At 57.5% G+C, this 26,572-nt stretch carries 29 protein-coding genes and 1 pseudogene; 15 read left to right on the top strand and 15 right to left on the bottom strand.

Features of this window, described 5'->3' with window-relative positions:
* Positions 1 to 30: 30 nt before the first annotated feature.
* The 4 genes from AC2FLU_RS04880 (at position 31) to AC2FLU_RS04865 (ending at position 1,686) form a co-directional block, all read left to right on the top strand.
* On the top strand, positions 31 to 393 hold the full coding sequence (locus tag AC2FLU_RS04880) for a RidA family protein (protein ID WP_496715359.1): 363 nt from the start codon (positions 31 to 33) through the stop codon (positions 391 to 393).
* 80 nt (positions 394 to 473) lie between these two features.
* Positions 474 to 857: an NADH:ubiquinone oxidoreductase subunit NDUFA12 gene (locus AC2FLU_RS04875; RefSeq protein ID WP_496715358.1), complete on the top strand. Its 384-nt coding sequence runs from the start codon at positions 474 to 476 to the stop codon at positions 855 to 857.
* Positions 858 to 868: 11 nt separating this feature from the next.
* Complete coding sequence (gene mlaD, locus AC2FLU_RS04870) at positions 869 to 1,321, top strand: outer membrane lipid asymmetry maintenance protein MlaD (protein WP_480488409.1); 453 nt, start codon at positions 869 to 871, stop codon at positions 1,319 to 1,321.
* A complete protein-coding gene (locus AC2FLU_RS04865; protein ID WP_496715356.1) occupies positions 1,318 to 1,686 on the top strand; it encodes a DUF2155 domain-containing protein in 369 nt (122 codons plus the stop codon). The genes mlaD and AC2FLU_RS04865 overlap by 4 nt, the downstream gene beginning before the upstream one ends.
* Here the strand turns inward: AC2FLU_RS04865 and aat are convergent.
* The 4 genes from aat to AC2FLU_RS04845 all read right to left on the bottom strand — a co-directional run bounded on the left by aat (position 1,632) and on the right by AC2FLU_RS04845 (position 4,863).
* Positions 1,632 to 2,273 carry a leucyl/phenylalanyl-tRNA--protein transferase gene (aat, locus tag AC2FLU_RS04860; protein ID WP_496715355.1) on the bottom strand — a complete coding sequence of 214 codons (642 nt, stop codon included), beginning with the start codon at positions 2,271 to 2,273 and terminating at the stop codon, positions 1,632 to 1,634. The two genes, AC2FLU_RS04865 and aat, sit on opposite strands and share 55 nt — an antisense overlap.
* Before the next feature lie 48 nt (positions 2,274 to 2,321).
* Entirely contained in the window at positions 2,322 to 3,671 is a 1,350-nt protein-coding gene (gene accC, locus AC2FLU_RS04855; RefSeq protein ID WP_480495078.1) for an acetyl-CoA carboxylase biotin carboxylase subunit, read from the bottom strand.
* Positions 3,672 to 3,680: 9 nt separating this feature from the next.
* On the bottom strand, positions 3,681 to 4,175 hold the full coding sequence (accB, locus tag AC2FLU_RS04850) for an acetyl-CoA carboxylase biotin carboxyl carrier protein (RefSeq protein ID WP_480473619.1): 495 nt from the start codon (positions 4,173 to 4,175) through the stop codon (positions 3,681 to 3,683).
* A 151-nt stretch (positions 4,176 to 4,326) separates the two neighbouring features.
* Positions 4,327 to 4,863: a LuxR C-terminal-related transcriptional regulator gene (locus tag AC2FLU_RS04845; RefSeq protein ID WP_209505755.1), complete on the bottom strand. Its 537-nt coding sequence runs from the start codon at positions 4,861 to 4,863 to the stop codon at positions 4,327 to 4,329.
* Positions 4,864 to 5,072: 209 nt separating this feature from the next.
* Between AC2FLU_RS04845 and AC2FLU_RS04840 the strand changes: the two genes are divergently transcribed.
* The 5 genes from AC2FLU_RS04840 (at position 5,073) to AC2FLU_RS04820 (ending at position 10,973) form a co-directional block, all read left to right on the top strand.
* Positions 5,073 to 6,365: a helix-turn-helix domain-containing protein gene (locus AC2FLU_RS04840; RefSeq protein ID WP_496809018.1), complete on the top strand. Its 1,293-nt coding sequence runs from the start codon at positions 5,073 to 5,075 to the stop codon at positions 6,363 to 6,365.
* Positions 6,366 to 6,442: 77 nt separating this feature from the next.
* Positions 6,443 to 6,823, top strand: a complete 381-nt coding sequence (locus AC2FLU_RS04835; protein ID WP_480473617.1) for a response regulator transcription factor — start codon at positions 6,443 to 6,445, stop codon at positions 6,821 to 6,823.
* Positions 6,823 to 7,128: a hypothetical protein gene (locus AC2FLU_RS04830; protein ID WP_480518966.1), complete on the top strand. Its 306-nt coding sequence runs from the start codon at positions 6,823 to 6,825 to the stop codon at positions 7,126 to 7,128. The genes AC2FLU_RS04835 and AC2FLU_RS04830 overlap by 1 nt, the downstream gene beginning before the upstream one ends.
* Positions 7,128 to 9,806, top strand: coding sequence for an ATP-binding protein (locus AC2FLU_RS04825; RefSeq protein ID WP_496811890.1), 2,679 nt, complete (start codon positions 7,128 to 7,130; stop codon positions 9,804 to 9,806). Before AC2FLU_RS04830 ends, AC2FLU_RS04825 begins: the two co-directional genes overlap by 1 nt.
* 78 nt (positions 9,807 to 9,884) lie before the next feature.
* On the top strand, positions 9,885 to 10,973 hold the full coding sequence (locus tag AC2FLU_RS04820) for a flagellar motor switch protein FliM (protein WP_496811889.1): 1,089 nt from the start codon (positions 9,885 to 9,887) through the stop codon (positions 10,971 to 10,973).
* 12 nt (positions 10,974 to 10,985) lie between these two features.
* On the opposite strand, the gene AC2FLU_RS04815 is transcribed toward AC2FLU_RS04820, so the two are convergent.
* From AC2FLU_RS04815 to AC2FLU_RS04800, 4 genes are read right to left on the bottom strand one after another with little or no spacing between them, the layout of a single operon-like run.
* Complete coding sequence (locus AC2FLU_RS04815; protein WP_480518972.1) at positions 10,986 to 11,417, bottom strand: protein tyrosine phosphatase family protein; 432 nt, start codon at positions 11,415 to 11,417, stop codon at positions 10,986 to 10,988.
* Positions 11,418 to 11,426: 9 nt separating this feature from the next.
* Positions 11,427 to 11,861: a DUF6691 family protein gene (locus AC2FLU_RS04810; RefSeq protein WP_480518974.1), complete on the bottom strand. Its 435-nt coding sequence runs from the start codon at positions 11,859 to 11,861 to the stop codon at positions 11,427 to 11,429.
* The gene (locus AC2FLU_RS04805) at positions 11,861 to 12,289 is read right to left on the bottom strand and encodes a YeeE/YedE family protein (RefSeq protein WP_480495067.1); all 429 of its coding nucleotides are present in this window, start codon (positions 12,287 to 12,289) and stop codon (positions 11,861 to 11,863) included. Before AC2FLU_RS04805 ends, AC2FLU_RS04810 begins: the two co-directional genes overlap by 1 nt.
* A 34-nt stretch (positions 12,290 to 12,323) precedes the next feature.
* Positions 12,324 to 13,187 (bottom strand): MBL fold metallo-hydrolase, encoded by an 864-nt coding sequence (locus AC2FLU_RS04800; RefSeq protein ID WP_480473612.1) that lies wholly within the window; start codon positions 13,185 to 13,187, stop codon positions 12,324 to 12,326.
* Positions 13,188 to 13,431: 244 nt separating this feature from the next.
* Between AC2FLU_RS04800 and AC2FLU_RS04795 the strand changes: the two genes are divergently transcribed.
* Positions 13,432 to 13,647, top strand: coding sequence for a hypothetical protein (locus AC2FLU_RS04795; RefSeq protein ID WP_480473611.1), 216 nt, complete (start codon positions 13,432 to 13,434; stop codon positions 13,645 to 13,647).
* 9 nt (positions 13,648 to 13,656) lie between these two features.
* Here the strand turns inward: AC2FLU_RS04795 and AC2FLU_RS04790 are convergent, their stop codons facing one another.
* Entirely contained in the window at positions 13,657 to 13,875 is a 219-nt protein-coding gene (locus tag AC2FLU_RS04790; RefSeq protein WP_209505778.1) for a hypothetical protein, read from the bottom strand.
* Between the two features lie 246 nt (positions 13,876 to 14,121).
* Between AC2FLU_RS04790 and AC2FLU_RS04785 the strand changes: the two genes are divergently transcribed.
* A complete protein-coding gene (locus tag AC2FLU_RS04785; RefSeq protein WP_209505782.1) occupies positions 14,122 to 14,385 on the top strand; it encodes a DUF2312 domain-containing protein in 264 nt (87 codons plus the stop codon).
* Positions 14,386 to 14,979: 594 nt separating this feature from the next.
* Here the strand turns inward: AC2FLU_RS04785 and AC2FLU_RS04780 are convergent.
* The 4 genes from AC2FLU_RS04780 to AC2FLU_RS04765 all read right to left on the bottom strand — a co-directional run bounded on the left by AC2FLU_RS04780 (position 14,980) and on the right by AC2FLU_RS04765 (position 18,628).
* Positions 14,980 to 15,990, bottom strand: coding sequence for a DUF2955 domain-containing protein (locus AC2FLU_RS04780; RefSeq protein WP_480518976.1), 1,011 nt, complete (start codon positions 15,988 to 15,990; stop codon positions 14,980 to 14,982).
* Complete coding sequence (locus tag AC2FLU_RS04775; protein ID WP_496809021.1) at positions 15,980 to 16,936, bottom strand: HlyD family secretion protein; 957 nt, start codon at positions 16,934 to 16,936, stop codon at positions 15,980 to 15,982. Before AC2FLU_RS04775 ends, AC2FLU_RS04780 begins: the two co-directional genes overlap by 11 nt.
* A 104-nt stretch (positions 16,937 to 17,040) precedes the next feature.
* Complete coding sequence (locus AC2FLU_RS04770; RefSeq protein WP_496809022.1) at positions 17,041 to 18,120, bottom strand: AI-2E family transporter; 1,080 nt, start codon at positions 18,118 to 18,120, stop codon at positions 17,041 to 17,043.
* Between the two features lie 181 nt (positions 18,121 to 18,301).
* Positions 18,302 to 18,628, bottom strand: a complete 327-nt coding sequence (locus AC2FLU_RS04765; protein WP_480518982.1) for a potassium channel family protein — start codon at positions 18,626 to 18,628, stop codon at positions 18,302 to 18,304.
* A gap of 350 nt (positions 18,629 to 18,978) precedes the next feature.
* On the opposite strand from AC2FLU_RS04765, the pseudogene AC2FLU_RS04760 reads away from it, so the two are divergent.
* The 3 genes and pseudogenes from AC2FLU_RS04760 (at position 18,979) to AC2FLU_RS04750 (ending at position 22,450) form a co-directional block, all read left to right on the top strand.
* A pseudogene (locus tag AC2FLU_RS04760) lies at positions 18,979 to 19,319 on the top strand (transposase).
* Positions 19,267 to 19,488 carry a hypothetical protein gene (locus AC2FLU_RS04755; RefSeq protein ID WP_480622849.1) on the top strand — a complete coding sequence of 74 codons (222 nt, stop codon included), beginning with the start codon at positions 19,267 to 19,269 and terminating at the stop codon, positions 19,486 to 19,488. The pseudogene AC2FLU_RS04760 and the gene AC2FLU_RS04755 overlap by 53 nt, the downstream one beginning before the upstream one ends.
* A gap of 310 nt (positions 19,489 to 19,798) precedes the next feature.
* Positions 19,799 to 22,450: an AsmA family protein gene (locus tag AC2FLU_RS04750; protein ID WP_496811888.1), complete on the top strand. Its 2,652-nt coding sequence runs from the start codon at positions 19,799 to 19,801 to the stop codon at positions 22,448 to 22,450.
* 207 nt (positions 22,451 to 22,657) lie between these two features.
* Here AC2FLU_RS04750 and AC2FLU_RS04745 read toward each other — a convergent pair whose 3' ends face one another.
* Together AC2FLU_RS04745 and AC2FLU_RS04740 are read right to left on the bottom strand one after the other, a co-directional pair.
* Positions 22,658 to 23,413, bottom strand: a complete 756-nt coding sequence (locus tag AC2FLU_RS04745; protein WP_496811887.1) for an IS5 family transposase — start codon at positions 23,411 to 23,413, stop codon at positions 22,658 to 22,660.
* Between the two features lie 154 nt (positions 23,414 to 23,567).
* Positions 23,568 to 25,112: a hypothetical protein gene (locus AC2FLU_RS04740; RefSeq protein ID WP_480518988.1), complete on the bottom strand. Its 1,545-nt coding sequence runs from the start codon at positions 25,110 to 25,112 to the stop codon at positions 23,568 to 23,570.
* Positions 25,113 to 25,332: 220 nt separating this feature from the next.
* Between AC2FLU_RS04740 and AC2FLU_RS04735 the strand changes: the two genes are divergently transcribed.
* Positions 25,333 to 26,445, top strand: a complete 1,113-nt coding sequence (locus AC2FLU_RS04735; protein WP_480518990.1) for a linear amide C-N hydrolase — start codon at positions 25,333 to 25,335, stop codon at positions 26,443 to 26,445.
* Positions 26,446 to 26,572 lie beyond the last annotated feature (127 nt).

Raw genomic sequence — 26,572 nt, 5'->3', positions numbered from 1 at the left:
CAAGTTTTCGAACGACAAAGGTGACAGGTTATGACTGTGAAACGCATTTCTTCGGGCGGTGAGTTTGAGGCGAAAGTCGGCTATTGCCGCGCGGTGGTTGCGGGTGGCTGGGTTCATGTCGCCGGGACCGTCGGGCAGGGCGACGACGTGGTGGCGCAATGCCGGTCTGCGCTGGATGTCATAGGTAAGGCGCTGGCTGAGGCAGGCGCGGGTTTCGAAGATGTGGTTCGGGTCACCTACATGTTGCCGGATCGCAATGAGTTCGCGCCGTGCTGGCCGGTTCTGGCCGAGACGTTTGGCGCCAATCCACCGGCCGTGACGATGATCGAATGCGGTTTGATTGATCCGAAGTACCGGATCGAGATCGAAGTGACCGCCTTCCTGCCGGAGTAACACTGGAAGCCCAAGGGGCACTGGACCTTGGCGAGCCTTTGGTCCATACCTTCTCTCGACCGAAATGCCGGAGGCAGCCGATGGGAATCCTGAACAGTCTTTTACGAGCCGTGACCTGGTGGAACGGGTCAACACTGAACACGCAGCTTTATACGGCGCGCAAGGGTGTGAAAGTGGGCGAAGACAATGAAGGCAATGTGTTTTATCGCACCGCCGACGACAGCAGGCGCTGGGTGATTTTCAATGGCGAGGCCGAAGCCAGCCGGATTGACCCGGAATGGCACGGCTGGATGCATCGCACCTGGGATGAACCCCCGACCGACAAGCCGCTGCCGCACAAAGCCTGGGAAAAACCGCATCAGGAGAACCTGACAGGTACGGCACTGGCCTATGCGCCTGCCGGGTCGCTGCGTCGGGCCAAGCCGGTTGAGCGCAGGGATTACGAGGCCTGGAGCCCGGAATAAACGAGGCGAAGATGTCGACCCATAACTGGACCGAAGTTCTTGTCGGAGGCGTCGTATTGGCCGGTGCCATCGCGTTTGGCGTCTATGCCAGCCAATCGACCGGCCTGTCGCAAGGTGCTGCGGGCTATGAGTTGGGCGCCTCGTTCCGGTCGCTGGAAGGGGTGGGCGTCGGCACCGATGTCCGTCTTGCCGGTGTGAAAATCGGCACTGTTACCGGGGTCAAGCTGAACCCGGACACCTATCGTGCTGACACGACTTTCTCTGTTGCGGAAGGCGTTCTTGTGCCCGATGACAGCGCCATCGTGATCTCGTCCGAAGGGCTGCTGGGTGGAAACTTTGTCGAAGTCATGCCCGGCGGTTCGCCCTTCTTTTTTGAACCCGGAGATGAGATTCAGGATACCCAGGGTGCGGTCAGCCTGATCTCGCTGCTGGTCAAGTTCGTGGCCGGAGATGGCGGCGAATGATGCGCGCCGGCCTGATTGCCCTGTTGCTGGCTGGAACCGGCGCCGCCGCGCAGCAGAAAGTCAACTCTGGCCCCGGCGCCATGCTGCGGGGGCTCGACAAGGTTAGTGGCCAGACGGTTGATATCGAATTGCAGACAGGTCAGACCGAACCTGTGTTCGGGCTGGATGTGGCGCTGGGGGATTGCCGGTATCCGGTGGACAACCCGACAGGCGATGCCTTCGCCTATCTGACCATTTGGGAAACGGGCAAGGCGGATCAGCTGTTTGACGGCTGGATGATCGCGACCTCTCCGGCGCTGAATGCGCTGGATCACGCGCGGTATGACGTTTGGGTCATCCGCTGTATCACACCTTCTGCGGACTGAGTGATCGGCGCGGCAAAGTCGGCGCTCTGGTTCAGGGCTTCTTCCAGTTCTTTCTTGTAAGCACCACGCGGGATTTCGATCGCCCCAAGGGACGCCAGATGCGCGGTCAGGAACTGCGTGTCAAACAGGTGAAAGCCGGTTTGCCGCAGCCGGTCCACAAGATAGGCGAGCGCGATTTTCGAGGCATCCGTGCGACGCGAAAACATGCTTTCGCCAAAGAACGCGGCCCCCAGCGTCACGCCATATACGCCGCCCACCAGCGCCGCTCCGTCCCAGACTTCCAGTGAATGCGCATAGCCTGATTGATGCAGCTGGCGATAAAGGGCGTGCAGTTCCGCGTTGATCCAGGTGTCGGACCGGTCAGCGCACCCGTCGACGACGCCGGAAAAATCCCGGTTGATTGAAATCCCGAACCCGCAGTTCCGGATGCGGCGGGCCAGACTGCGCGAGATGTGGAACCCGTCCAGCGGAAATATCCCGCGAAACTTGGGGTCAACCCAGAACAGTTCAGGATCGTCGCGGTGTTCGGCCATCGGGAAAATACCGATGGAATACCCGTGCAACAGCAGTTCGGGGGTCAGGCTCATGCCGGTGATAGGGCGACCAGAGGGCGCGGGCCCTCTGGCACATGGCCCTTATTTTTCCATGTTCTCCGCAAGCCAGCGCTCCAGCCAGTGGATGTTGTACGCGCCGCTGTGCAGATCGGGCTCCTGCAACAGGGCGTGGAACAGGGGCACGGTGGTGTCGATGCCGTCTACGATCAGCTCTCCCAAAGCCCGCTTCAGGCGCGCCAGCGCTTCGTTGCGGTCGCGGCCGTGCACGATCAGCTTGGCAATCAGCGAGTCGTAATAAGGCGGGATCGAATAGCCGTCATAAAGCGCCGAATCCATCCGCACGCCCAGACCGCCCGGCGCGTGATAGGCCGTGATCTTGCCCGGGCAGGGCGAAAACTTCGGCAGCTTCTCTGCGTTGATCCGGACCTCGATGGCGTGACCGTTGATCTTCAGATCGTCCTGACCGAATGACATCGGCTCACCTGCGGCAACAAGAATTTGTTCGCGCACCAGATCGACGTCAAAGATGCCCTCGGTCACCGGGTGTTCCACCTGCAGGCGGGTGTTCATCTCGATGAAATAGAACTCGCCCTTTTCATACAGGAACTCGATGGTGCCCGCGCCGATATAGTTGATCTTGGCCACCGCGTCGGCGCAGATCTTGCCGATCCGGGCACGCTCTTCGGCGGTGATGCAGGGGCCGGGGGCCTCTTCAAAGACCTTCTGGTGACGGCGCTGCAACGAACAATCGCGCTCGCCCAGATGCACCGCATTGCCCTTGCCGTCGCCAAAGACCTGAATCTCGATATGGCGCGGCGTGGTCAGGTATTTCTCGATATAGACCTCGTCATTGCCAAAGGCGGCCTTGCCTTCGGCGCGTGCGGTCATAAAGGCGCTTTCCATCTCGTCCGCGTTCATCGCGACTTTCATGCCGCGCCCACCGCCGCCAGCGGTGGCTTTGATGATGACGGGATAGCCGAATTCCTCACCGATGCGTTTGGCGTCGGCCAGCGTGGGAACGCCACCGTCCGAGCCGGGAACACAAGGCACACCCAGCGCCTTCATTGTGTCCTTGGCGGTGATCTTGTCGCCCATGACGCGGATATGTTCCGCGGTGGGACCGATGAACGTGATGCCATGATCTTCGACGATCTGCACGAACTCGGCGTTTTCGGACAAAAAGCCATAGCCGGGATGGATCGCCTGCGCGCCGGTAATCTCACAGGCCGAGATGATGGCGGGCACCGACAGATAGCTTTGCGGGCTGGGCGGGGGGCCGATGCACACCGATTCGTCCGCCATGCGCACATGCATCGCGTCGCTGTCGGCGGTGGAGTGGACGGCAACCGTCTTTATCCCCATCTCGCGTGCGGCGCGGATGACGCGCAGGGCGATCTCGCCTCGGTTGGCTATCAGGATCTTGTCGAACATGGGCCCGCCTTACTCGATGATGACCAGAGGGGTGCCGAACTCAACAGCGTCGCCATCGCCCACCAGCACGCGCTTGATGGTGCCTGATTTGGGGGCGTGGATGTGGTTCATGGTCTTCATCGCTTCGACGATCAGCAGCGTGTCGCCTTCGGACACTGTCGCGCCGACGGAAATGAAAGCGGGCGCTCCGGGTTCCGGCTGCATATAGACCGTGCCCACCATAGGCGAGGTGACAGCGCCGGGATGGCTGGCCGGATCTTCGGCGGCAGCAGGGGCCGCCGCGGGGGCCGCAGCCGGTGCCGCTACGGGGGCGGGCGCTGCTGCAGGAACAGCCATCTGAACCGGAGCGGCCACGGTCTGTGTCATACGGCTGACGCGCACGTTCAGACTGTCTTCTTCGCCATATTCGCGTTTGACCTGCAACTCGGTCAGATCGTTTTCGCGCAGCAACTCGGCCAGAGCCTTGATGAATGCCACATCCGCTTCGTGTTTAGTGTCTGTCATGAGTATCCTCGACGGTTCCCCTTTGGCCCGTCTGTTTCTTGCGGGCTCTGATCAAATTACGCAGGGTTATAGGCTAAGCGGCGGTGCATGAAAAGCGCCGACTCGCACCATCTGGCATGCGTTTCACGCGTAATTTAAAGGGTCGGACAGCTCACAGGGGCATCCCCGATAATTTGGCGACCAGTTCAGACAGCTTTCGCGCGCCGAATTTTTCAAGCAAACGGGCGCGGTAAGCTTCGATTGTGCGATAACTCAGTCCCAGCTCTGCTCCGATTTCCTTGGCCGATAGGCCACGGCAGGACAGGATGGCCACTTCGCGTTCACGGATGGTCAGTTCAACCAGCGGTCGTTCCTCGGATATGTCGGAAAAGCTCCAGATGCCGTGGCGGAACGGGTCGTCCGGCGTCAGCGACCGGCCCCGGGCGCGGCACCAGAACAGGTCCCCGCTGCGGCGGCGCATGACGCGCTCATCCGTGTAATACCCGGTGCCGCGCATCACCTGCAGGCTGCGCTCACCGATCCTCTCCCAATCAGCGACCGAAGGGTAAAGGTGCAACAGTGGCATGTTGCGATAGTCGTTTTCTTCTCCGCCAAAGGTGCGGGCAAATTGCAGGTTGCAGCGCCGGATGATCCGGTTTTCCAGCTCAACAAGCCCGATCGGCGCATATTCAAAGGCGGGGTCGCTCATGCGTGTATGGTGCCGGGAAAGCGCGCGGAAATGAAGGGGGGATGCGATGTCTTGCGCCAGATTGACGCCCGAAACAGATGCTGTGGTCTGCGCCAGTTTGTGAAAGTTGTAAATGCCGGTTGAAAAGAAATGATTAACCTACAGAAACAGATGTTATAATCTGAAAACGAATGTGAATTCCGCCGGATCTGAATTCAGGGAAAGTAGACATGCGCGACACGTTGACAGGCAGCCGCATTCGCGAAAGACGCCAGATTGCCGGACTGCGGCAGGCGGAACTGGCGCGGCAGGCCGGCGTATCGGCGTCTTATCTGAACCTGATCGAACATAATCGCCGCAGGATCGGGGGCAAGTTGCTGGTCGATATCGCGGCGGCGCTGGGCGTTGAACCTTCGGTCCTGACACAAGGGATCGAGGCAACTTTGGTTTCCGCCCTGCGTGAAGCGGCCGAAGAAGCGGTCGGGCAACAGGCCGAGGTTGACGGGCTTGAGGAGTTTGCCGGTCGTTTTCCCGGCTGGGCCGGTGTTCTGGCGCAGATGCATCGCCGTGTCGTGTCTTTGGAGCGGAACGTCGAAACCCTGTCCGACCGCCTTACGCACGACCCGCAACTGGCCGCGTCGATGCACGAGGTTCTGTCAACCGCCGCGGCCATACGCTCGACCGCCGCGATCCTTGCGGATACGCAAGATATCGAGGCCGAATGGCGCGAGCGTTTCCACAAGAACCTGCATCAGGATGCCGAACGGCTGGCAGGCAGTTCCAAGGCGCTGGTGACCTTCCTCGACGAAAGCGACTCGGCGGTTGATCCACGTGCCGTTCCCCTGGAAGAGGTCGAAGCCTTCTTTGAAACCCGCGGCTACACGATTTCCGAACTGGAAGACGGTGGCGATGTGGACGCGGTTGACCTGAGCGGGCTCAATACCTCGGCGGCGCGCGCAGTTGCGCGCGAAGTTCTCAGAATCTATCGCGCAGACGCGCAGGCCCTGCCGCTGGAGGCCGTCAAAGCGGTTGTTCAACAGGGTGATCCGAACCCCATCGAACTGGCGCAGCGGTTCTCGGTTGATTTTGCCACCGTCCTCAGGCGGCTGGCCTTTCTGCCGGATGGCATCCTGTCACAACCGGTTGGCATGGTGCTGTGCGACGCGTCCGGAAGTATCCTGTTTCTCAAACCGATTCAGGGGTTTACCTTGCCCCGGCATGGCGATGTCTGCCCGCTTTGGCCGCTGTTCACAGCCCTCAGCCGTCCGCTGGTGCCGGTGCGCAAGCAGGTCGTCCTGACCGGCAGGTCCTCGGCCCTTTTCGACTGCGTTGCCTATGCCTGGCCGCATGCAGTGTCGGGATACGATCAGGACCCGGCCTATCGCTCGGTCATGGTGGTGCGCCCGGTCAGGGACCCGTCAGACGCGGTGCCGGTCACTCAGGTGGGGCCGAATTGCCGTGTCTGCCCAAACCGCGATTGCAAAGCGCGGCGCGAGCCGTCGATTTTGAGCGAAGGTTTTTGACACGTTCATGACAGACCGCTTAATCTGGCGGGAACCGGTCCCGGGATGGAAGGCCGGTTATGGGAGGAATTGAACATATGAGCCGAAAGGTTCTGCTGATTGAGGACGAACCGAACATCGCCGAGGCTATCCGGTTCCTGCTGTCGCGCGAGGGATGGCAGGTCGAAACGCATGGCGATGGAACGGATGCGGTTCAGGTGATCCAGGGGGCGCAGCCCGATCTGGTCATTCTGGATGTCATGCTGCCGGGCAAGAACGGTATGGATATCCTTCGGGAACTCAGAAAAATGGAGGAACTGGCAGGCTTGCCGGTTCTGATGCTGACCGCACGGGGTCAGTCGCGCGACCGGGAAATGGCCGAAAACGCAGGCGTCAGCCGCTTCATGACTAAACCGTTTTCCAATGCCGAAGTTCTGACAGCCGTGCGTGATCTTCACGCGCAGGCGACGCGCATTTGATGTCCGGCGAGGGCAACAAGACCAAACCACCGGGCGCACGCCCTTCGCTTTTTCTGGAACGTCAAAGCTATCGCCGTCACAGGTTGACGGATGCTGCCCGGATTTTGCCCTTTCTGGGCGCGGCGCTGCTGGCCCTTCCGTTGCTGTGGCCGGATCGGTCTGGCGGGGATGCGGCTGTGCCCTTGTCTTCGGCGATGTATTACATATTCCTCTGCTGGGGCGCGCTGATCCTGGCCGGGTTTGTCTTTGGGCTGGCCGCCCGCCGCATGGCCGCGCGTGAAGGATCGGACACGGGCGCTGAGTGATGGCCACCATAAATATTCTGATTCTGGTTTGCCTTGGCTATGTCGTGTTCCTGTTCGCGGTGGCCTTCGCCGCGGATCGCATGGCTGCGGCCGGGCGTGGCAAATGGTTGCGTTCGCCCGTGATCTACACGCTGTCCCTGTCGATCTATTGCACTGCCTGGACGTTTTATGGCGCGGTGGGCAACGCCGCGCGGTCGGGGCTGGAGTTTGTCACCATCTACCTCGGTCCGACGCTGGTGATGGTCGGCTGGTGGTGGGGGCTGCGCAAGCTGGTGCGCGTCGGGCGCAGCCAGCGGGTCACCTCGATCGCCGACCTGCTGTCGTCCCGGTATGGCAAGTCGAACACGCTGGCGGTCTGCGTGACCATTCTGGCGGTGCTGGGCGGCACGCCCTATATCGCACTGCAACTGCAATCGATTACCCTGTCCTTCTCGATCTTTGCCGAGGCTGACCCGTCAGGCCTCTACCGTGAAGGGTCCAGCGTGTTTTGGGTCGCGGCTGGTCTGGCCGTGTTTGCCATCCTGTTCGGCACCCGCAATCTGGACGTGAACGAACGTCATCATGGCGTGGTCACGGCCATCGCGGTCGAGGCCGTTGTCAAACTGTTTGCGCTGATCGCCGTGGGCGTTTTCGTGGTGTGGGGGATCGCGGGCGGCATTGGCCCGATGATGGACCGGATCGACGCCTCGGAAATCGGCCAGTGGAATGTCGATGCCGGGCGTTGGACGACGTTCATCTTTCTGTCCGCCGCCGCCTTTATCTGCCTGCCCCGGATGTTTCAGGTGATGGTGGTGGAAAACGATGACGAAGGCCATCTCAGAACCGCTGCCTGGGCCTTCCCGCTCTACCTGCTGTTCATGAGCCTGTTTGTCGTGCCCATCGCCGTAGTCGGTCTCGACCTGCTGCCCCAGGGCGCCAACCCGGACCTGTTCGTGCTGACCGTGCCGCTGTCCCAGGGCAATGACTGGCTGGCAATGCTGTCCTTCATCGGCGGGTTTTCCTCGGCAACCTCGATGGTCATCGTCAGTGCGATGGCCCTGTCGACAATGGTGTCAAACCATGTGGTCATGCCCATCTGGCTGAACACGCAGGAAGGCACCGGCTCGGTATCGGGCGATGTGCGCAACATTGTCCTGATGGCACGCCGTGTTTCCATTGCCGCCATCATTGCGCTGGGCTTTTTCTACTACCGGCTGTCCGGGGGCGGTGCGGCGCTGGCCTCGATCGGGTTGATCGCCTTTGCCGGTATCTCGCAGATTCTGCCGGCGTTGGTCGGGGGGCTGTTCTGGCGCAGGGCGACCCGGACCGGGGCGCTGGTCGGGCTGACCGTCGGCTTTGTGCTGTGGATTTACACCCTGCTGCTGCCGGGAATGGGCGGGGCGTGGATGCCCGAAACCGTGCTGCAAAACGGCTTGTTCGGTCTCGGCTGGCTGCGCCCTCATGCCCTGTTCGGGATCGAGGGGATCGATCCGATGGTGCATACGGTGATGTGGTCCTTGTCCCTGAACACGCTTGCCTTCTGCGTCGCGTCCCTGCTCAGCTTTCCCAGCCCGTTGGAACGGTTGCAAGGGGCGCAGTTCGTCAACGTCTTCGATCACTCGGTCGCGCCGCGCGGTTGGTCCGGGTCAGTGGCGCAAAGCGAAGACCTGATGATCATGACGCAGCGCATTCTGGGCACCGGCCCCACACAGGAATTCTTTCAGGCCGAGGCGCAAAAACAGGGTGGCCGTTCGCACCTGCCGGAACCGACGCCGGGCTTTCTCAACCGTCTGGAACGCGAGCTCAGCGGCTCGGTCGGCGCGGCCATGGCCCATGCGATGATCGGCCAGATCGTGGGCGGATCGTCGGTCTCGGTCGAGGATCTGCTGGCCGTGGCCGACGAATCCGCGCAGTTGCTGGAATATTCCGGCCAGCTCGAGGAAAAGTCCTCCGAACTCAGCCGAACCGCACGCCAGCTGCGCGAGGCTAACGCCAAGCTCACCCAGATTTCCCAACAGAAGGACAGCTTTCTGAGTCAGGTCAGTCATGAATTGCGCACGCCGATGACCTCGATCCGGGCGTTTTCGGAAATCATGCGCGACACCGATGGCCTCAGCCGCCAGGAGCAGACCCGCTATGCCGCGATCATTCATGACGAAGCCCTGCGCCTGACCCGGCTGCTCGATGATCTGCTGGATCTGAGCGTGCTTGAAAACGGGCAGGTCAGCCTCAATCTCAGTGATGACAGCCTGCGCTCGGTTCTGGACCGCGCCGTGCCCAGCGCTCTGGCCGGGGCGGACCGAAAGATCACCGTCCGCCGGACCCGCACGGCCGAACGTATCTTTCTGCATACGGATCTGGATCGGTTGGGGCAGGTGTTCATCAACCTGATCTCGAACGCGCAGAAATACTGTGACGCGGACGATCCGGTGCTGGTCATTTCCGCCCATGATGTCGGCGGGCGGGTCATCGTCGACTTCATCGACAATGGCAGCGGCATCCCACCGGGTGCGCGCTCGATGGTGTTTGAAAAATTTGCCCGCGTGGGCGGCGACAAGGCTGGCGGAGCGGGGCTTGGTCTGGCCATCTGCCGCGAAATCATGCAGCGGCTGGGGGGAGAGATCACCTATCTGCCGGGGCAGGGCGGCGCGGCCTTCCGGATCAGCCTGCCACAGGCCTATCAGCAGGCGGCGCAGTGACGCGGCCATAAAGGACTTGGTAACGCCCGCGGGTGTAAACCGGTTGCCAGGTGCTGGAACAATTGGTGATCGGGCGTCATGTCACAAGATGTCAATGCCGCGTTGGCGCGCAAACTGTCCGTCGGACAAAAGGATCTGGGGGATCGCCCGCGTTCGGTTCTGCGGGCGCTGCGCCTTGGGTTCGCGCGGGCTGCGGGCGACCGGCTGAACCTGCCGCTGGCGGTTATCGGGGCAAAACAATCCAGCCAGTCGCAGGACGTGCCGGGGGACGCGGCGGGGCAGGATTGGCTGCTGCTGGTGTTTGACGGCCCTGAAGGCCGCGCCGCGGCCTGTCTGAACCCGAATGTGGTCTCGGCCATTGTTCAGGCCCAGACCATTGGTCAGGTTCTGCCCGGTGACCCCGGCGCACGCACGTTCACGGATACGGACGCCGCCATCGTGGCTCCCTTGATCGAAGCCGCGTTGGCCGGTTCCGCCGCTTTGTTCGACGCCTCAAGCGATCAGATTTGCCTTGAAGGGCTGGAATTTACCTCGCGCGCCAAGGATTTGCGCACCCTGTCGCTGGCGATGACGGAAGAGGTGTACCGCATTTTCGAACTGACCGTCGATCTGGCGAACGGAGAGCAGCAGGGTCGCATCTCGGTCTTTCTGCCGGAACATCCTGCCGTCCCGGATGTGGCAGAAGATACCGGGGAAAAGGCTGACCTGCGTATGGATCAGTGTTCAGGCGTGATGCGGGCGGAACTGACCGCCGCGCTGTGCCGCATGTCGCTGCCGCTGTCCGAACTATCCGGAATGCGGATCGGGGACATTCTGCCGTTGCGCGGGGCGCGTCTGGACCGGACCGAGGTTCTGACGATCGACCGAACGCGCGCCGGTATCGGTCGCCTTGGGCAATGCGGTGGTCTCCGGGCCGTGCGGTTGAATGAAACCGCTGCATTCCCAGCCCTGACTGGTTCTGACGCGCAGGACTTCATCGCCAGCAAAAGTGGAACACCACCGCAAGATCACCCGGTTGAACCGGCTGTGCATGATGCGCACGCCCAGACCGTCCCGGCCGGGGTGTCAGATCTCACAGATAGCGATCTGATCGTGAACGATTCAGAACGGATGGTCGCGGAAATCACGCAGCTGGCGGGGCTGGCGCCCCCGGAGTCCGCCAGCTAGGTTAAGGGGCACCTAGCCGCCATTGTCGCGCATCTGTTCCAGCATGGGGCGCAGATTGTCCAGCTGATACCCGGCTTTGCCGGTCGCACTCAGGATGTCGTCCGTGCTCATGTGGTCGCACTGGCCCAGCGCCCAGACAACCGAACACCGCGTGCCCGAGGCACAATAGGCCAGAACAGGGCCACTGCCGTTTTCCGCCATGTCGCGCTGCCGCTTCACGTTCTCAGGTGTCATCGTCTGGTGGGTCAGCTCCAGCACCTCATATTCCATACCGGCGGCCCGCACCGCTTCGCCGATCGCATCGGATTGCATGGCCGGGGGAACTTCGGCATTGGGCCGGTTGCAGATCACCTTGGCAAAGCCAGCCTCGGCGATGGCCGGAACATCCTCGACCGTGATCTGCGGCGAGACAGCATAGCGGGGGGTAATCTGACGAATCTCCATGCCAATTCCTTAGGCCGCGTTTGCCGCCCTGTCCAGCTGCGCGCCCAGCGGTGGTGCCACGAACATCCCAGCCGCCATTGCAACCAGAAAGACCAGCCCGCCCAGCCCGCCATAGCTCAGCGAGGCCATTGCCGGTCCGGGGCACAGCCCGGCCAATCCCCAGCCCATCCCGAACAGAACCGAACCCACGATCAGCCTGCGATCAACCTCGGGCTTGGCAGGGGGTGGAAAGGCTCCGCCGGTCAGGGCGTTTTGGCGACCTGTAGTCATCCGCCATGCCACAAGCATCGGCAGAATGGCACCGGCCATCACAAAGGCCAGCGTCGGATCCCAGTTGCCAAACACATCCAGCCAGCCCTGAACTTTTGTGGTGTCCGTCATGCCCGAAATCAGCAACCCGGCACCGAACAGTGATCCGGCGATCAACGCAATGATAAGACGCATCAGATCACTCCCATCACATGACGCAGCAGCACAAGGGTCACGCCCCCGGCAAGGATATAGAAAACGGTGGCCACGATGCCGCGCAGCGAGAACCGAGAGATCCCGCACACCCCGTGCCCCGAGGTACAGCCATTGGCGATCCGTGTACCGATACCGACCAGCAGCCCGGCCAGAATGACAACACCCAGATTGCTGGTAAGATGCGTCTGAGCCTCGGGCAGGATCAACGGGCGCAGAAGAAGGGGCATTCCGACAAGCCCCGCAATAAAGGCCAGCTTTTCGGCCATGCTCCCCTTGGCGCTGCCATCGACAAGGCCGCCCAGAATGCCGCTTGCGCCCATGATCCTGCCATTGCCCAGCAGGTAAACCGCCCCGGCCAGACCGATCACCAGACCGCCGCACAGCCCCCAGATCCACTCTATATTCATGTGGGAATTCCCTTTGTGATTTGTTGTTCCCGCTTCACAGCTTGTTGACCGGCAATTTCAGGAAAACATCGCCCTGTTCATCCGCCGGGGGCATCTGACCGGCCCGCATGTTAACCTGCAAAGACGGCAGGATCAGCCGCGGCATGGCCAGCGTGGCGTCCCGCGCGTCGCGCATTTCCACGAATTCTTCGATGCTGCGCCCCTGTCCGATATGGACGTTTAGCGCCTTTTGTTCACCTACCGTTGTCTCCCACGCGTATTCGTCGCGGCCCGGAGCCTTGTAATCATGCCCGACATAGATGCGGGTGTTGTCCGGCAGCGACAGTATCTTCTGGATCGACTGGAACAGCGTAGCCGACGATCCTCCGGGGAAATCACAACGTGCGGTACCAAAATCGGGCATGAACAGTGTGTCACCGACAAATGCGGCGTCGCCAATCACATAGGTCATGCAAGCCGGTGTGTGACCCGGCGTATGCAGCACGTCGCCCCGCATCTGGCCGATGTGAAAACTGTCGCCTTCCTTGAACAGCGCATCAAACTGGCTGCCATCGCGCTGAAACTCGGTTCCTTCGTTGAAAACCTTGCCGAACGTGTCCTGCACGGTGACGATCTGATCGCCAATCCCGATCTTGCCGCCCAGCTCCTGTTGCAGATAGGGGGCCGCCGACAGGTGATCGGCATGGACATGGCTTTCCAGAATCCACTCGACCTTAAGGTCCTGCGCGCGCACAAAATCGATGATCTTGTCCGCCGAGGTTGTCGACGTCCGCCCCGAGGCATGGTCGAAATCCAGCACGCTGTCGATGATGGCGCAGGCCCGCCCCTGAGGTTCATGAACCACATAGGAAACCGTGAAGGTCTGCTCGTCAAAAAACGCTTTCACTTTCGGTGTCATGATCTTCTCCGTTTCGGTCACGCATATCATATATGTGAATTGGAATGTGATGCAATATCGAACCTGCATTTGATGCCGGTCAAAGCAACCGCTGAAATCCTGGCTTAATCTTTAGCCTATCCGCGTCAGATTGCCGAAACTTCGACCATGGCAGGCAATTTCCCGCACAAGGTTACGATATTATCTGCGGGTCGCAATCCCGTTACGTATATTGGGGATACTGGCGCCACTTGGGAGGATGGTTATGACACCGACTGGTCTTTATTCCGAAGCCGAGCAGCTTGAACGTAAGCTTGTAAACGCGGGTCTGGAAACGCGTTTGGCGCTTCAGCCGAGTGTAAGTAAGGTTGTTGACCGAATGCGGCAGCAGGGGATGGAGGTGCCTTCGCGCTTGCGTCGTCTGGATGCGGCCTTGTGCGAAGACGCGATTGAAGCGCAGTTTGATAACTTGCCGGTGTGAACCGGATGGTCATCCAAGGGATATCCCGAGGATGACCAGCATCAATCCAAGCACGGACAGAAACAGCGAGGCCAGGTTCCAGGGCAGGACCCCCTGAACCACCGCGCGCAGCTCGTCATCCGACAGACCGGCCTTGCGTGCCCGCATCACGCGAAGAATGCACCAGACCAGACCGGCAAGCCCGGCCACAGACAGGGCCGCACCGCCCCAGGTGATGAATTCAAACATGGTTCCCCGCAAATCCTCGTGAACTGATCACGCGCTTAACGGATCGGTTGGGGTCATACAAGTGCGCCGGCCCAATGGGTGCTTGCGACCCGGGCGGCAGCACTGTATCCGGCATTCCACACCAGGGTTTCAGCCTCGGGAACAGGCGCGTTTCGAAGGTGCCCCCGATGATCGGGCCACCGCCGTTCACTGCCAACAACAGGCTGTCCTCTTCTGGTTGCAGGTCCATAACCGGGAACAAAAAAGATGAGCATGTCTGAAGAAGCAGAAGCAAATTACAAGGTCACCGCGGGCGAGCTACGCCAGTTTGTGGAACGTATCGAGCGCCTTGAGATGGAAAAGAAAGACATCGCCGACCAGATCAAAGAGGTCTACGCCGAAAGCAAGTCGCGCGGTTATGACGTAAAGGCCCTGCGCAGCATCATTTCCCTCAGAAAAAGGGACAAGGATGACATCGCCGAGCAAGAGGCCGTTATCGAAATGTACAAAGAAGCGCTGGGCATGACCTAAGCCCGACCGCCACGAAACACGCTCCGCCGCAGTCCATCCCCTGGTCTGCGTAGCGGAGAAATATCGGGGTCAGACTCCCCTGTTCCGGGGCCTTCAACCGCAGCTATCATTTCATTTTGCGTGGTCGGTTTCGTCCGACGCCAAGTGATCAGAGCCGTCGCGCGATCCCGCAGGCACTGCACTTGACGCCTCCGGGCTGTATCGAACCGCCCATAAACTAAACTCGAACCACAATAGCCTCTGAAACGCCTATGGCCAAAGGCGCCGACCCGCGTGATGAACCTGATCGGAACACCCGCATTGATTGCCGCAATGAAGGCATAGGCGGTTTCTACGGCCGGAAAACCAGCCGCCGCACCGGTCCCATCAACCTGGACGGGCCAAAACAGCCACTAAGGTCGTTTTGCAACCGAAACTGAGAAATCTAGGGAAAACTCCGCGCCAAGACTCAAATCCTCAGAAACAGACAGAATACTGCGCGTTTCCACACAGCCTCCGGACAATGCAGACGTCTTTCGACTCGGATGAATTAAATAAAAGTGGTCAAGCTGGGAACTCTACTTGATTCAGAACCATACCACTTGGCAACTAACTTCATTGAGTTGCGTGGCGCTCTTTTTCCGGCCAGAATTCATCCACAACGACATATGCGATAATTACAAAGAAGGCGGCACTAGCAACTTGTAATACTCGAGTGATGCTCTTGACGTCAGCCTCGTCTGAAAATGGTGCAACAGACCCACCATACACAATCAGAGCCGTTGTAATAGCAGAGCCGGCGGCAGCTGCGAGCGGGACTTGAGATTTTCCAAGTGCTCCGAGGGTCAGACAGAAGAAAAAACATAGCAGAACGGGCGTCAGAATAACCGGAGCTATTACGTTTATTTCATAGCATATGATGGATACTGCCGCCCCAAGAAGGTTTGCCGTCAGCATAGCTTTTGCAACGGTTTTGCCTGCGGCAGGCATAGCCGCAAGTTGCTGGCTCAGCAGAGCGACAAAAAACAGAACCAGCAATGCGGACGCTCCGGAAATAAAGAACGCCATAGCAAACGGAACTGTTACAAGCGACATCCTGACAATTCGGCGATGGGGGTCGAAGTCCGGCGACGTTGCTGCCTTCTTTTGAGCCGCCGTTTGAGGTTCAGCGGGTATCAACACGAACATCAGCGTCGATACGAAGCCTGCAAAAAGCAGGTTCAACGGTATCCAATACACGAGCACCAAAGCCAGATTCTGAGATTGCAGAACCAGGTTTGGAATCATCAAGGCCCCCATGAGGGCGATGACACCCGGCAATACTCCGGCACCAGAAACTGACCAAATGAACGACAGGATTATTCCAATGGCCACGAGGATGAGGAACACAAGAGGATATGGCGAGAAGATTGACGAGACCAGGAAGGAAATGAACATCAATCCAATTGAAAAGACAAACAACTTAGCAAATGCTGCCAAAGGCAAAGCGGCAGGCGCTTGAAGAAAAAGGGCAGTGAAAACCGCCCCGACGACGGCGAGTGGCCACCCGAGAAACAGGCCCAATGTAAATACACCGGTAACACCTAGCGCAAGCCGGGTGACAGAGCGCCGGTCCTCAGTACGCATAGGACAGAATTGATACCACGCGGATGTAGGTACGGCCCACGAGGTTCAGCAACGAGTTGTCACTAAGATACATAATCACATCGGCCTGCCCGTTCAGTTGGAAACGAAGATCATCTTCAGCACTACCAGCTTCATAGCCGGGCAAGATAATCCTGACCGGGAACCTTTCCGGCTCACGCAAAAATCCCTTTGTGCTTGGTGGGCTAGCCAATTTTCCGGGTTCATCACCGCCACTCAAAGACACAGCAGCACTGAAGCTCTCAATGACGCCCGTAACAATTTGACCGGGATGCATATCCAACACTACATCAACCGGAGACCCCACCGAAGCTCTTCCCAAGTTGTTCTCGGTAAAGTACGCCTCGATCCAAATGTCGGTTGCATCCAGAAATGTCAGAAGATCTTGGCCGGATCTCGCATACGTTCCGGGGGCTATCAGCAGATTCGAGATTATACCTGTCGCCGGAGCACGCAGTTCAGTCCATTCAAGGTTTAGTTCTGCATCCGCCAAGGCCGCCAACGCGCGCTGGATTTTCGGGTTATCAATCCCGTCAACACCAAGCCGCTGCTTCGCCTTTTCAAGATCTGCTTTTGCGTTCTCAAAGTTCGCCTCGGACTGTGCCAGTTGCCCTCGGGCATCATCGGCCTTTGAGACGGCAATCAACCCTTTCTTTTCAAGCGCAAACACACGCTCCGTCTGCAGACGCATGGTGTCGAGATCACTCTGCGCCCTTGCCAGTTTGGCTTGCGCGCCGCTTACTTCCGCTGACGACGCTCCCACTTCCTGAGTGGCTGCCTCGAGATCGGCTTCGGCTTTGTCGCGATCAATTTCGTAAGGTCTGGCATCAATCCGAACTAGAACGTCTCCTGCCGAAACGACCTGACCGTTTTCAACAAGAACCTCGGTCACCGTCCCAGTGACCTGCGGAACGATCTGGGTCGCCACGGCCTTTACTCTGGCGTTCCCGGTGAAAGGTGTCTTGCGGTCAGCGACCAGATACCAGACGAGAAAGATGAGAATGACAGCCAATGTAGACCAGATCGTTTTCCTCATTTCGCCACTCCTTCAGCGGCGTTTTCGGTGCCCGGTGAGGCGTCGATCCAGACTTTGAACAACTCATAGAAGACAGCAAACAAAACGGGGCCCATGAAAATGCCGATTAAGCCATAGGCCATCATGCCTCCTAGCACCCCGATGAGGATCACAAGCATGGGCGTATCAAGGCCTTTTGAGATAAATACGGGCCGCAGGAAGCTGTCCATAATTGTTACGGGAATCGCCAGTATGGTGAAGATCAAAGCTGCACCTCCGGACATGGAACTCCATGCGTAGATGATAACAGGCAAAAGAACCAAGCCGGGTCCGATCTGGATGATCGAGAGGATCAGGCAGATGAACGCCAGCGTGGCGGCCGAGCCAATCCCGAACAGCACCAACAATACCCAAACGACCACCGCTTGAATCGCTGCAACGCCGATTACACCCTTTGTTACATTACGGATCGTTGCCCCCGCCAATGTTACGAATTCACCGCCACGCGGCGCAAATACACGGTTTGCAAAGTGCTGAAGGCCCTGAACCAGATTCGGCCCTGGGCTAAACAAAGCCCCCATTATCAATACCGACAATGCAAGGCCGAGAAGTCCAATTCCGATCCCCAGCACCTTTCCAAATAAGGATTTAGTGATCTCAAGAATCTGGGCGCCGTATTTTGCAAGCGCACCGTCCAGATTCCGTTCGAACATTCCCCAGAGATCGGCAATTTTTCCTCCGACTAGCGGTAGTTCCTTGATACCTTCGGGCGCTGGGGGGATTTTCAATTCACCCCTGTCTGCTTGTTCCGCGAATTCAGACCCAAGTTCTGCGGCACCAGACACCGCAGTTGCGACTGGCCCGAGGGTCAGAACAAGACCCATCAAAACCAAGATCGTCGCTGTAAGCTTCTTTCGGCCTCCTAACTTGGACTGCATCCAATTAAATACCGGGTAAAGCGCCACACAGAGGATCGTTGCCCAGATAACTACGCTTGCAAGCGGGGCCACCATGACCAGAGCGCTGTAAAGGAATAGTCCGAGAAAGAGCAATCGTATCGCCAGATCGACAATCTTCGCGTCCTGGGTCTTTTCCATTCCATCCCTCCACTAGCTGTTTTCTGAACATTACACTCAAAAAGCAAAATATGTATATATGTTTTAGTTTTATGCGTCCGCCTATCAGCTTGAAGACACAAGTTAATCTGGGGCGCGGCCTGAGGTGCCTAGTCAAACTAATACCTGCGCATGAACTCAGTTTGGCTGAATTGGGTATAATCTATTTATCCGTTTTTTCGTCGTCTTGAGACAAGATCGTATCTGCCACCGTGGTAGCTGCTGTCACGAAGACACCGAGGCCCACGATGATGTATACCATTGTGAAGATTTTTCCTGCCGCAGTTTCAGGGGAGAAGTCACCAAACCCCACGGTCGAAATTGTCACTACAGAAAAGTAGATTGAGTCGAGCCAACTCCAACCTTCGACAAAGTGGTAAAAGACCGAGGCCCAAAAAATCATTCCAATTGTGAAGGCAAGGATGCCCTTAACTCTACCGTCCTTGAAAGCGACGCCTATCCCTCGTGTTATTCTGGTTAGTGAATTCATCTTGTCCTCGTTGATTGAAGAATTCACATATAGCAGTAATTACATGAATGTGGGGAATAGAAGGAATCTGATTGCCTGTAGTTTGGAAGATGTGTCCAGCAGCCATAGTCAAAGCTCATGCAACGTGTCCGTTTCTGGCTTTTGAAATCCACTTCAAACCAGCTGTTTAGAAACTGGGTGTGCCGGGTTTTGTTGCACAATTGCGCTTAGGGGTTCACTCCATGAATCCAAGTTGATAGCTGGAGAGTATGAGCAGTTGGTCCCCTACGAAGTACAAGACCAAGAACTGACCGTCGTACAACACGGCGTTGAAGCAGCGCGGTTCACTATCGATCTGGTTTGATCCTGAGATGGCAAGGTATGCGCCTGCGACGGGCAAGTGCGGTCGTCAGCCAGAGTTCAGCGATGCAGCGATCCAGGTTTGTCTGATGCTGAAGGTGCTGTTCGGCATGCCTCTTCGCCAGACGACAGGGTTCGTTGAAAGCCTGTTGCGCCCAGCAGGGCTTGACCGGAAAGTTCCGGACTTCTTACCCTCTGTCGTCACCAGAAGACGTTGAACGTCTCTATCCCATACCGCGGTGGAACTGGGCCGTTGCACCTGTTGATCGACGCGACCGGGATCAAAGCTGAGGGCGAAGGTGAGTGGAACGCCCGCAAACATGGCGGCAGTAAAAAAGCGCCTGTGGCGTAAGCTTCATCTCGGAATAGATGAAGAAACACTGGAGATCCGCGCGGTTGATGTCACGACAAGCAACATCGGCGATGCCCAAAGCCGCGCAGAGACAAAGATGAACTGCGTCAAACTCCTTGGCCAAGGCATCATGGCCCGAGACTTCAATCGGCAGGTTGCCGAGTTCTAGGTCCGGATTGCGGTGCTCAACCGCTGCACAGCTCTTGGCATAACCAACACTGAGCCCGTAGCATAAATCCGTCCGGGGAAAGGGGAAGTGTGCTCACCCCCTGATTTGTGCAACAAGGCCGGTGTGCCGCACAAACAGAGCGTTGGTCATTTACCCGATTCTTAGACGTTCGACCAAATCGGCGAGAGTGCCAGCTATACGGTCAAGGTCATTTACAGTTCAGAATAGTAGCCGACCATATATTTCATTAACTTATTGATCAAATGGTCTAGGTTGCCCACGGGATGAAACGGAATATTAGGAGAAAGCCTTGCGATACGTTGCGAAAGGTATGTTGATTTGTTGCGCTGTCGCGTTTGTCGCTGTGTTGGCAGCTTGGCTTTTCCTGTCTTCCGCGTTGTTTTCCTCTGTCAGGAAAACTTTCGTTGAAAATCTGATCTCTAAGAAACTTGGTCAAGAGGTTAGAATTGAAGATGAAGTGCGTCTGGGTCTTGGTCGGCAATTGCAGGTATCAGCAGCGGGGCTGGTATTGCCTGGACCTCCGAATGCTGATGTGAACTTGGCAGCAATCGATGAAATTGAGTTTGAAGTTTCCGCGCGCGACCTCTGGAACAGTAAACTTTCGCTGAGTGACCTTTCTCTCTTGGGGGTTCACCTGAACCTGATCACAGACAAAGCAGGCGTCGGAAACTGGCAGTCCATTTCCCAAGCGGACGTTAATGCCGGGAAACCTGCAAAATCTCCGAAACTGCCAGTAGCTGGAATTCTATCGGACCACAAAATTGACCTGACTAATGTTGCCGTTCTTTACCGGAACGATCTAAACGGGCTTGAGTTGAATCTGCAGCTGCCTGAGTTGCTTTTGAAGCGTGATACGGAAACCGACGTTGCGACCGCAGTTGGGACTGGTTCGCTAAACGGAGAGAGTTTTGATCTGAACGGGACATTTCCCGCGGAAGACCCGTTTCAGGTTGCAGTGAACTTCGAACAGATCTCGATTGCCGCTCAGGAAGTCCCTCAAGAGAACGGGTTACAAGTGAAAACGACCTTAGATGTTGCCGAACTTGGCCAGTTTCTCGATATCCTGAAGCTAAACCGCGTTTTGGAAGGTACTGGGAATATTGGTGCAACGTTCAAATCAGTTGACGGCGTAGCACGAATTGACGACCTATCTGTATCGGCTGAATTAGAAGGCGGACAAAGCCTTTCGCTGACGGGGCAGGTCGGAGAATTGGGAAACCCGGAAGACGTATCGCTGACAACCCGCATTAGGTTGTACCCTGAAGATGCTGAACCAGCCCCTGCCGCATCGCGATATGATCTTAAACTTATTGCGGTCGACATGGTTATTGACAGCGTGCCCGGGCAGGTTCCGCAGCGACAAATGGTTATTGAGACCAACGGCTTCACGTTGGACACGTCTGGCGAAGGCCCGCCCCCGATAGAGTTCTCCGAGCTCTCTAGAACACCCGAAGGCGCCTTAAGGGTCGGGAGCATCAACCTGAGAATTGGGGAACCCGCCAATCCGTTTATCATTTTGAAAGGTTCGGTCGATGACGCGCTTCTGGTGCAAGGAATATCAGCCGAAGGCCTAATGGATATTCATGCAAGCAGTTTGATCTCACCAGAACTCCTAGGACCGGACGACCAACTCGGCAGGTTTTCCGGCGGCTTCCATTTGAACGGTGACATCAATCAGCTTTCGCTGACGAATTTGGATGCAAAGACAAGCGAAACGGAAGTCTGGAACCTCGAGGTGCATGGCACTGTTAAAAACGTACTTAAATTCGAGGACCTGGATTTGGCCATTGATGTCGCAGTCCCATCCGGAGCGGACCTATTGGAGGCTCTATCGCTTGAACGCGTGGAAACTGGGCAGGCTCGCCTTGAAATAGACATCGTTAGTGAAGGCACCGATTGGAACGCGAGTGCCAACGTCGAGGTTGCCGACTCGGTCTTGCAAATTGTGGCCGATCTTGATGATGCGACAAGTGACCCTGTACTGCAGGGTTCCATAGAGAGTGACCTGATAAAGGTAGATCAGATCCGAACCATCGTTCAGGCTGCTGCACAGTTGAGGAAAATAGGCGGTCCAGAGCCGGAAGAGAAAGAAACTAAGCAAGAAGACGAGCGCGACCAAGGTGCGCTAAGAGATGTAACGCTTAAACCTATCGGGCGTTCAATTCTCTTGTCCGGTATGGATATGGATGTCGACATCGACCTTCGGCACATAGAGGGTGCCAAGGGCATCAGCAGTTTGCAGAGCGAACTGACGCTCAACAAAAACGAGCTGAAGGCTGGGCCTTTGAAGTTTGAATACGGGGGCGCAAATTTTGACGTCAGCGGGCAAATGGATCTATCAAACGACGCGCACCTGCTCACGTTGACCGGCAAAGCAGGTGGCTGGCAGTTGGAGGATATTCTTCACAATCTGAACTTCAAGAAAGGCGCGAGCGGTAAGATCTATACAGACTTTTCGGTGACAGGGGGAACCGATTCACCTAAGCATTTTACTAACACTATGAGCGGCAACGCCACAGTGTCACTGCGTGATGGCTCGATCGAAACTCAGCTTTTAGATCTGGCAGGGTTAGGGCTGCTACCTTGGGTGTTTACCAAGGAAAAACAGAAGGTAGCTCCAATTGTATGTTTGCGAGCGCCGATTAGTATTTCCAATGGGAACCTCTCGACGAAACAAACCACGTTGGAAACAGATCACGTCCAGGTTGTCGTCTTTGGTGCTGTTGATTTGGCGGGCAAGGCCTTGGACCTAAATCTACAACCCCGCAAAATCGGAGAGCCTCTTTCGAGAAGTCCGTGGCCAGTGACTTTAAAGGGCCCGCTGGCTAAGCCGAAGGTTAAGGTCAAAGACGGACCAAAAAGACTGAAACGATCGGATGGTGCGGACAAAATGCCGACAAAAAGAAAGCTATGCGTTCCGGATATCTTGCAATTGCAGTAGCGGCGGGGGCCGACAGAGAAAGAACAAATCTAGGGTTTAAGAAGCAGACAATTCTTCCGAAAAACCGCACGTTCTTTATCACTTTAACCAATGCCGAAAGCAACGATTCCGCATTCTGCGTCTGGCTGAACTTTGACCCAAACAGCTCAATTGATGTCTCGGGGCAAAGTTATGCGTTCCAGGTTGCCATGTCCCTACGGTCAGGACTCACAACCAAAAGATGACGGTCGCGGCAAGGCATATGGCGGACAGGAACAAGTCACCGCACCTGTCATAGCGCGTCGCGATACGGCGCCAGTCTTTCAATCTGGCAAACAGATTCTCGATGCGATGGCGCTGACGATATAGCTTGGCGTCATGTTCAGCCGGATTTCTTCGACCACGTCGCGCCAGTATGCAGGCCTCGGTGCCGCGTTCGGCAAGCGCCTCACACAACCAGTCTGCATCATACCCTTTGTCTGCCAAGAGTGATTTGGCTCGTGGAAGGTTGCCCAGCAACACCATAGCACCCTTTGCATCGCTCATCTGGCCAGATGAGAGGAAGAACGTCAGTGGCCTTCCACGTCTGTCGCAGACCGTGTGCAGTTTGCTGTTCAAACCGCCCTTTGTGCGACCGATGGCACGCGTTCGAGCCCCCCCTTTTGAGAGGCTTGACGCTGTTCGGTGTGCCTTCAGGTGAGTGCTGTCGATCATGATGGTTTCACCATCCTGTCCTAGCTGAGCCAGTTCCCTAAAGATACGGGCAAAGATACCCATGCGGGACCATCTCACAAAACGATTGTAGAGCGTCTTGTGCGACCCATAATCCGCCGGAGCGTCTCGCCACCGAAGGCCGTTTCGAATGACATGGATGATACCGCTAAGCACCATTCGGTCGTCGGATCGTCCACCCCCGCGAGGTTTCGGGAAAAGGTGTTTGATGCGGTTCACGTGGTCTGACTTATGCCAAAACAGATGCGACATGTGCATTCCTCCCGTCGCCCTTGAATCACGGGCTTACGCCGGTTGGAACCGCCATATCGAACGTCAAGAATGCCGACTTTTCCGCCGTCTGACGGAAGGGGCAACCGTTAGCAAAACACAGCGCCAATTTCCAAAGCCCGCGTTCGGTTGGAGCTCATTTAACGGAGAGTAGAGCGCTAATCCCCTGCTCGATGCGTCCTGCGACAGGCTCCGCAAGCGGGATCGAACGCAGGAAATATTCTGGGTCGACCCCGGCCTCGAAGAATGCCGCCAGAGCCTTTTTCCCCATATCTATTCGCCCGGCCATTGCATGCATGGCGGCAATCAGCATCCAGTCGTACAGATTGTCACGGCCATCCACCTCGCTGATCATATCCGAGGCCACCTCGTATTCGCCCCGCATGAAGGGATCGAGCGCACAAGGGATGTTGATCCAGATTGGCAGTAGCGGGTTGTGTTCTCTTGCGCCTTCGATCATGGCTGTCGCTTCTCGCGTGTCCCCGATTGCGGCGAGCCAACCTCCCACCATCGCAGTCAACAACGTGGCATTCGGGTTCGCCTCGATAGCGCGCTCTATCAGGTTTGCGTACCGGGTGTTCTCACCGTGGAATCGCGCGAAACTCGCAGCGGCGTAGAGAGCTTCCTGACAGTTAGGTGCCAACGCGATGGCCGTTTCTGCATGGCTCCTTCCATCGGAGACAACATCTTCCGCAGACCGGGCGCCCAAAGCTGCTTCCTCGATTAGTGCAATGGCCTTGAGCGCGTGGGCCAACCCGCTCGAAGGATTGTCGCGTAGCGCGGTGTCGATGAGGTCACTGAACTCTTCGAGACTGGATCGGCGTGAAGTCCGCATGTGTGCGTGAAACGCCAGAAGGGCCTCAAAGACACCTGCATCTTCCGCACGCCTCCCGGAGTATTGCGCATTGAGATCTTCGGCGACTGCGCCGTAGGCGTCCGCCATACGGGTCGCGCATTGCCGCGCAATTTGTTCCTGCACATCGAAGGGATCTTCTGAATCGCCGGAAACGCGAAACCTGTCGGACCAGACTAAAGCTTTTCCAGGGTTTCGGTCGAGTTGAACTGACACACGCAGGCTCCCACCAGCCTCCCGGACATTGCCTCTCAAGATGTAGTCTGAGCTCTCTATAAGTTCTTGTTGCCCTATCTCCCGCGTTGAGTGGTCGGTGTGCCAACCTGACAACACTTTGATCTGGCCAAAGCGGGCGAGCTCGAGCGCGATCTCCTCAGGCAACCCTTCTCGGAAAATCAGGGCTTTTTCGGAGTCCGCACCTTCAAACTGCAAGATTGCGAGTGTTGGTAGTCCACGAGGGATTCTTTTTTGGATTTTGCTTTCTTCTACCGCGCGCCGCACGAACTGCGGGCGATACCTGCCCTTCGGAACGGTGATTATGATCTCGTCGGCGACACCAGCCGTCAGGTAGTAGTGTTCAATTGCCTTGCGCAGCTTGATCGCTTCGATCCGGACAATGGAGTCATTGTTTGAGTCAAAATCGGCGCCGCGTCCGAAGATATCCATCGCAAGAGCAGTGCCCTTCAGGTATTCGCCCCGACCCTCAAGTTCTTCGGTAACAATGTGGGCGAGGAATTTCTGTATCCTTGGGCCAGCCGTGAAGTCAGGCGACGCCAGGATTTGCTCAAGTTGTTGGGCTATCTCTTCGTTGCTCGGTTGGTCTCTCATGGTCAGCCTCTGTAGCTTCAACCCCTAAACTCTAAGCCGCAAGCCCGCGCTTGCAACCTGTTTGCAAAATTGCTCCCCATCGGGTGGATCGGTTGGCGTTCGGCTCTGATCGCCCAACTGTTGTTAACAGTTGTCGACGTCCCGCTTCATCACACCGTTGGCTAAGTCCCAATCATCGAAAACGCGGACAGATCCGCAAAAGCCGAAGGGAAACAGAAAGATGAAAGCCTCCAACACCAAGAACCGCTCCTGGACCTCCACCGCCATCACCGCCATCCTGGCTGCCACTGTGACCACCACTGCCGTCACAGCCAATGCTTGTTCGCGCTTCGTTGCCGACACGGACCATGGCACAATCGTGACCCGTTCGCTGGACTGGGGCGGCAGCCGTCTGGGCGCCTATGCCCGTGTCCACCCGGAGGGCGAAGCCCGCGTTTCCTCTGATGTTGCCGAATACGCCAACGTAAAGGAATGGACCGTCAAGTATCACACGGTTGCCATGGAAGAGCACGAGACATTCCACGGTGTCACCGCCGAGGCAATCAACGACCAGGGCCTGAGCGCCATGGGCCTTTACATGAACGACTCCAAACCGTTCGTTACCGAGCACAAGGATAGCGGTGCGCCAGCGGTCAACATGGCAGACCTGACGACATTCATCGCCGAGAACTACGCCACCGTGGCCGAGGTCGTCGCCGGACACGAGGCCGGAGATTTCCAGATCGCCTGGGGAGCAAAGATGCGCGGCAGCGACAGCTACCACGGCGTGCACTTCTCGGCGGTCGACAAAAGCGGCCATATCGCACTCTTCCAGCTCAACGAAGGTGGCTTGGAGGTCGTCTACACCGGCGATACCGACAGCGATCTGCGGGTCATGGTCAACAGCCCGCTCCAGCAGGACCAGCGCGAGTACGCCGCCCAATTTGATCTTGCAAACAATCCGTCGGGGCAAGGCATCCCTGCCGACATCGGGTCGGCCAACCGCAATGTCCGGATGCTCTGGACGTCAATGAACCAGGATTACAGCGATCTGAACTACGCCGAAACGCTGGGCCGCATCCAGCAGGCCTTCGATTACTCGGTGACCGTGCCCTTGAACATCCAGGACCCGCAGGACAACGGCGCAGGCGATGACTACCCCACCTGGGTAAGCTTCCAGTACAACTTGGACAATGGGGATATTCGCACCCGCGCCATGGATACGGCTCAGACGATCACTTTCAACATTGAGGACACGAAGGCCTTCGACGGTCCTGTCTGCGCCGACCTCATCCAGCAGGCCAATGATGGCAATGGCGACGTAAAATGGGGGACCTGCAACGCGAACTCCTGAAACTTAGACCGACCCCTCCAAGTATCACATGACAACCGCCGCTCCGGAAATCCGGGGCGGCGGAACATTGCGAGCCTAAATCCCCTGAACCAAGGCAGACCTCCGCCCGAATTGAATAGTTGCAGCT

Source organism: Ruegeria sp. SAZD013 (assembly GCF_059612525.1).
Note: the sequence above shows the minus strand (reverse complement) of the source record. Positions and strands in the feature narration are given on the sequence as shown.

Coding starts and splice junctions, on each gene's coding strand:
- AC2FLU_RS04825 (WP_496811890.1), top strand. CDS start 7,128: ATGGCCACCATAAATATTCTGATTCTGGTTTGCCTTGGCTATGTCGTG.
- AC2FLU_RS04845 (WP_209505755.1), bottom strand. CDS start 4,863: ATGAGCGACCCCGCCTTTGAATATGCGCCGATCGGGCTTGTTGAGCTG.
- AC2FLU_RS04820 (WP_496811889.1), top strand. CDS start 9,885: ATGTCACAAGATGTCAATGCCGCGTTGGCGCGCAAACTGTCCGTCGGA.
- AC2FLU_RS04840 (WP_496809018.1), top strand. CDS start 5,073: ATGCGCGACACGTTGACAGGCAGCCGCATTCGCGAAAGACGCCAGATT.
- AC2FLU_RS04805 (WP_480495067.1), bottom strand. CDS start 12,289: ATGAATATAGAGTGGATCTGGGGGCTGTGCGGCGGTCTGGTGATCGGT.
- AC2FLU_RS04795 (WP_480473611.1), top strand. CDS start 13,432: ATGACACCGACTGGTCTTTATTCCGAAGCCGAGCAGCTTGAACGTAAG.
- AC2FLU_RS04735 (WP_480518990.1), top strand. CDS start 25,333: ATGAAAGCCTCCAACACCAAGAACCGCTCCTGGACCTCCACCGCCATC.
- AC2FLU_RS04810 (WP_480518974.1), bottom strand. CDS start 11,861: ATGCGTCTTATCATTGCGTTGATCGCCGGATCACTGTTCGGTGCCGGG.
- AC2FLU_RS04815 (WP_480518972.1), bottom strand. CDS start 11,417: ATGGAGATTCGTCAGATTACCCCCCGCTATGCTGTCTCGCCGCAGATC.
- AC2FLU_RS04880 (WP_496715359.1), top strand. CDS start 31: ATGACTGTGAAACGCATTTCTTCGGGCGGTGAGTTTGAGGCGAAAGTC.
- AC2FLU_RS04780 (WP_480518976.1), bottom strand. CDS start 15,990: ATGCGTACTGAGGACCGGCGCTCTGTCACCCGGCTTGCGCTAGGTGTT.
- AC2FLU_RS04765 (WP_480518982.1), bottom strand. CDS start 18,628: ATGAATTCACTAACCAGAATAACACGAGGGATAGGCGTCGCTTTCAAG.
- aat (WP_496715355.1), bottom strand. CDS start 2,273: ATGAGCCTGACCCCCGAACTGCTGTTGCACGGGTATTCCATCGGTATT.
- AC2FLU_RS04740 (WP_480518988.1), bottom strand. CDS start 25,112: ATGAGAGACCAACCGAGCAACGAAGAGATAGCCCAACAACTTGAGCAA.
- AC2FLU_RS04785 (WP_209505782.1), top strand. CDS start 14,122: ATGAGCATGTCTGAAGAAGCAGAAGCAAATTACAAGGTCACCGCGGGC.
- AC2FLU_RS04835 (WP_480473617.1), top strand. CDS start 6,443: ATGAGCCGAAAGGTTCTGCTGATTGAGGACGAACCGAACATCGCCGAG.
- accB (WP_480473619.1), bottom strand. CDS start 4,175: ATGACAGACACTAAACACGAAGCGGATGTGGCATTCATCAAGGCTCTG.
- mlaD (WP_480488409.1), top strand. CDS start 869: ATGTCGACCCATAACTGGACCGAAGTTCTTGTCGGAGGCGTCGTATTG.
- AC2FLU_RS04745 (WP_496811887.1), bottom strand. CDS start 23,413: ATGTCGCATCTGTTTTGGCATAAGTCAGACCACGTGAACCGCATCAAA.
- AC2FLU_RS04770 (WP_496809022.1), bottom strand. CDS start 18,120: ATGGAAAAGACCCAGGACGCGAAGATTGTCGATCTGGCGATACGATTG.
- AC2FLU_RS04790 (WP_209505778.1), bottom strand. CDS start 13,875: ATGTTTGAATTCATCACCTGGGGCGGTGCGGCCCTGTCTGTGGCCGGG.
- accC (WP_480495078.1), bottom strand. CDS start 3,671: ATGTTCGACAAGATCCTGATAGCCAACCGAGGCGAGATCGCCCTGCGC.
- AC2FLU_RS04800 (WP_480473612.1), bottom strand. CDS start 13,187: ATGACACCGAAAGTGAAAGCGTTTTTTGACGAGCAGACCTTCACGGTT.
- AC2FLU_RS04875 (WP_496715358.1), top strand. CDS start 474: ATGGGAATCCTGAACAGTCTTTTACGAGCCGTGACCTGGTGGAACGGG.
- AC2FLU_RS04830 (WP_480518966.1), top strand. CDS start 6,823: ATGTCCGGCGAGGGCAACAAGACCAAACCACCGGGCGCACGCCCTTCG.
- AC2FLU_RS04865 (WP_496715356.1), top strand. CDS start 1,318: ATGATGCGCGCCGGCCTGATTGCCCTGTTGCTGGCTGGAACCGGCGCC.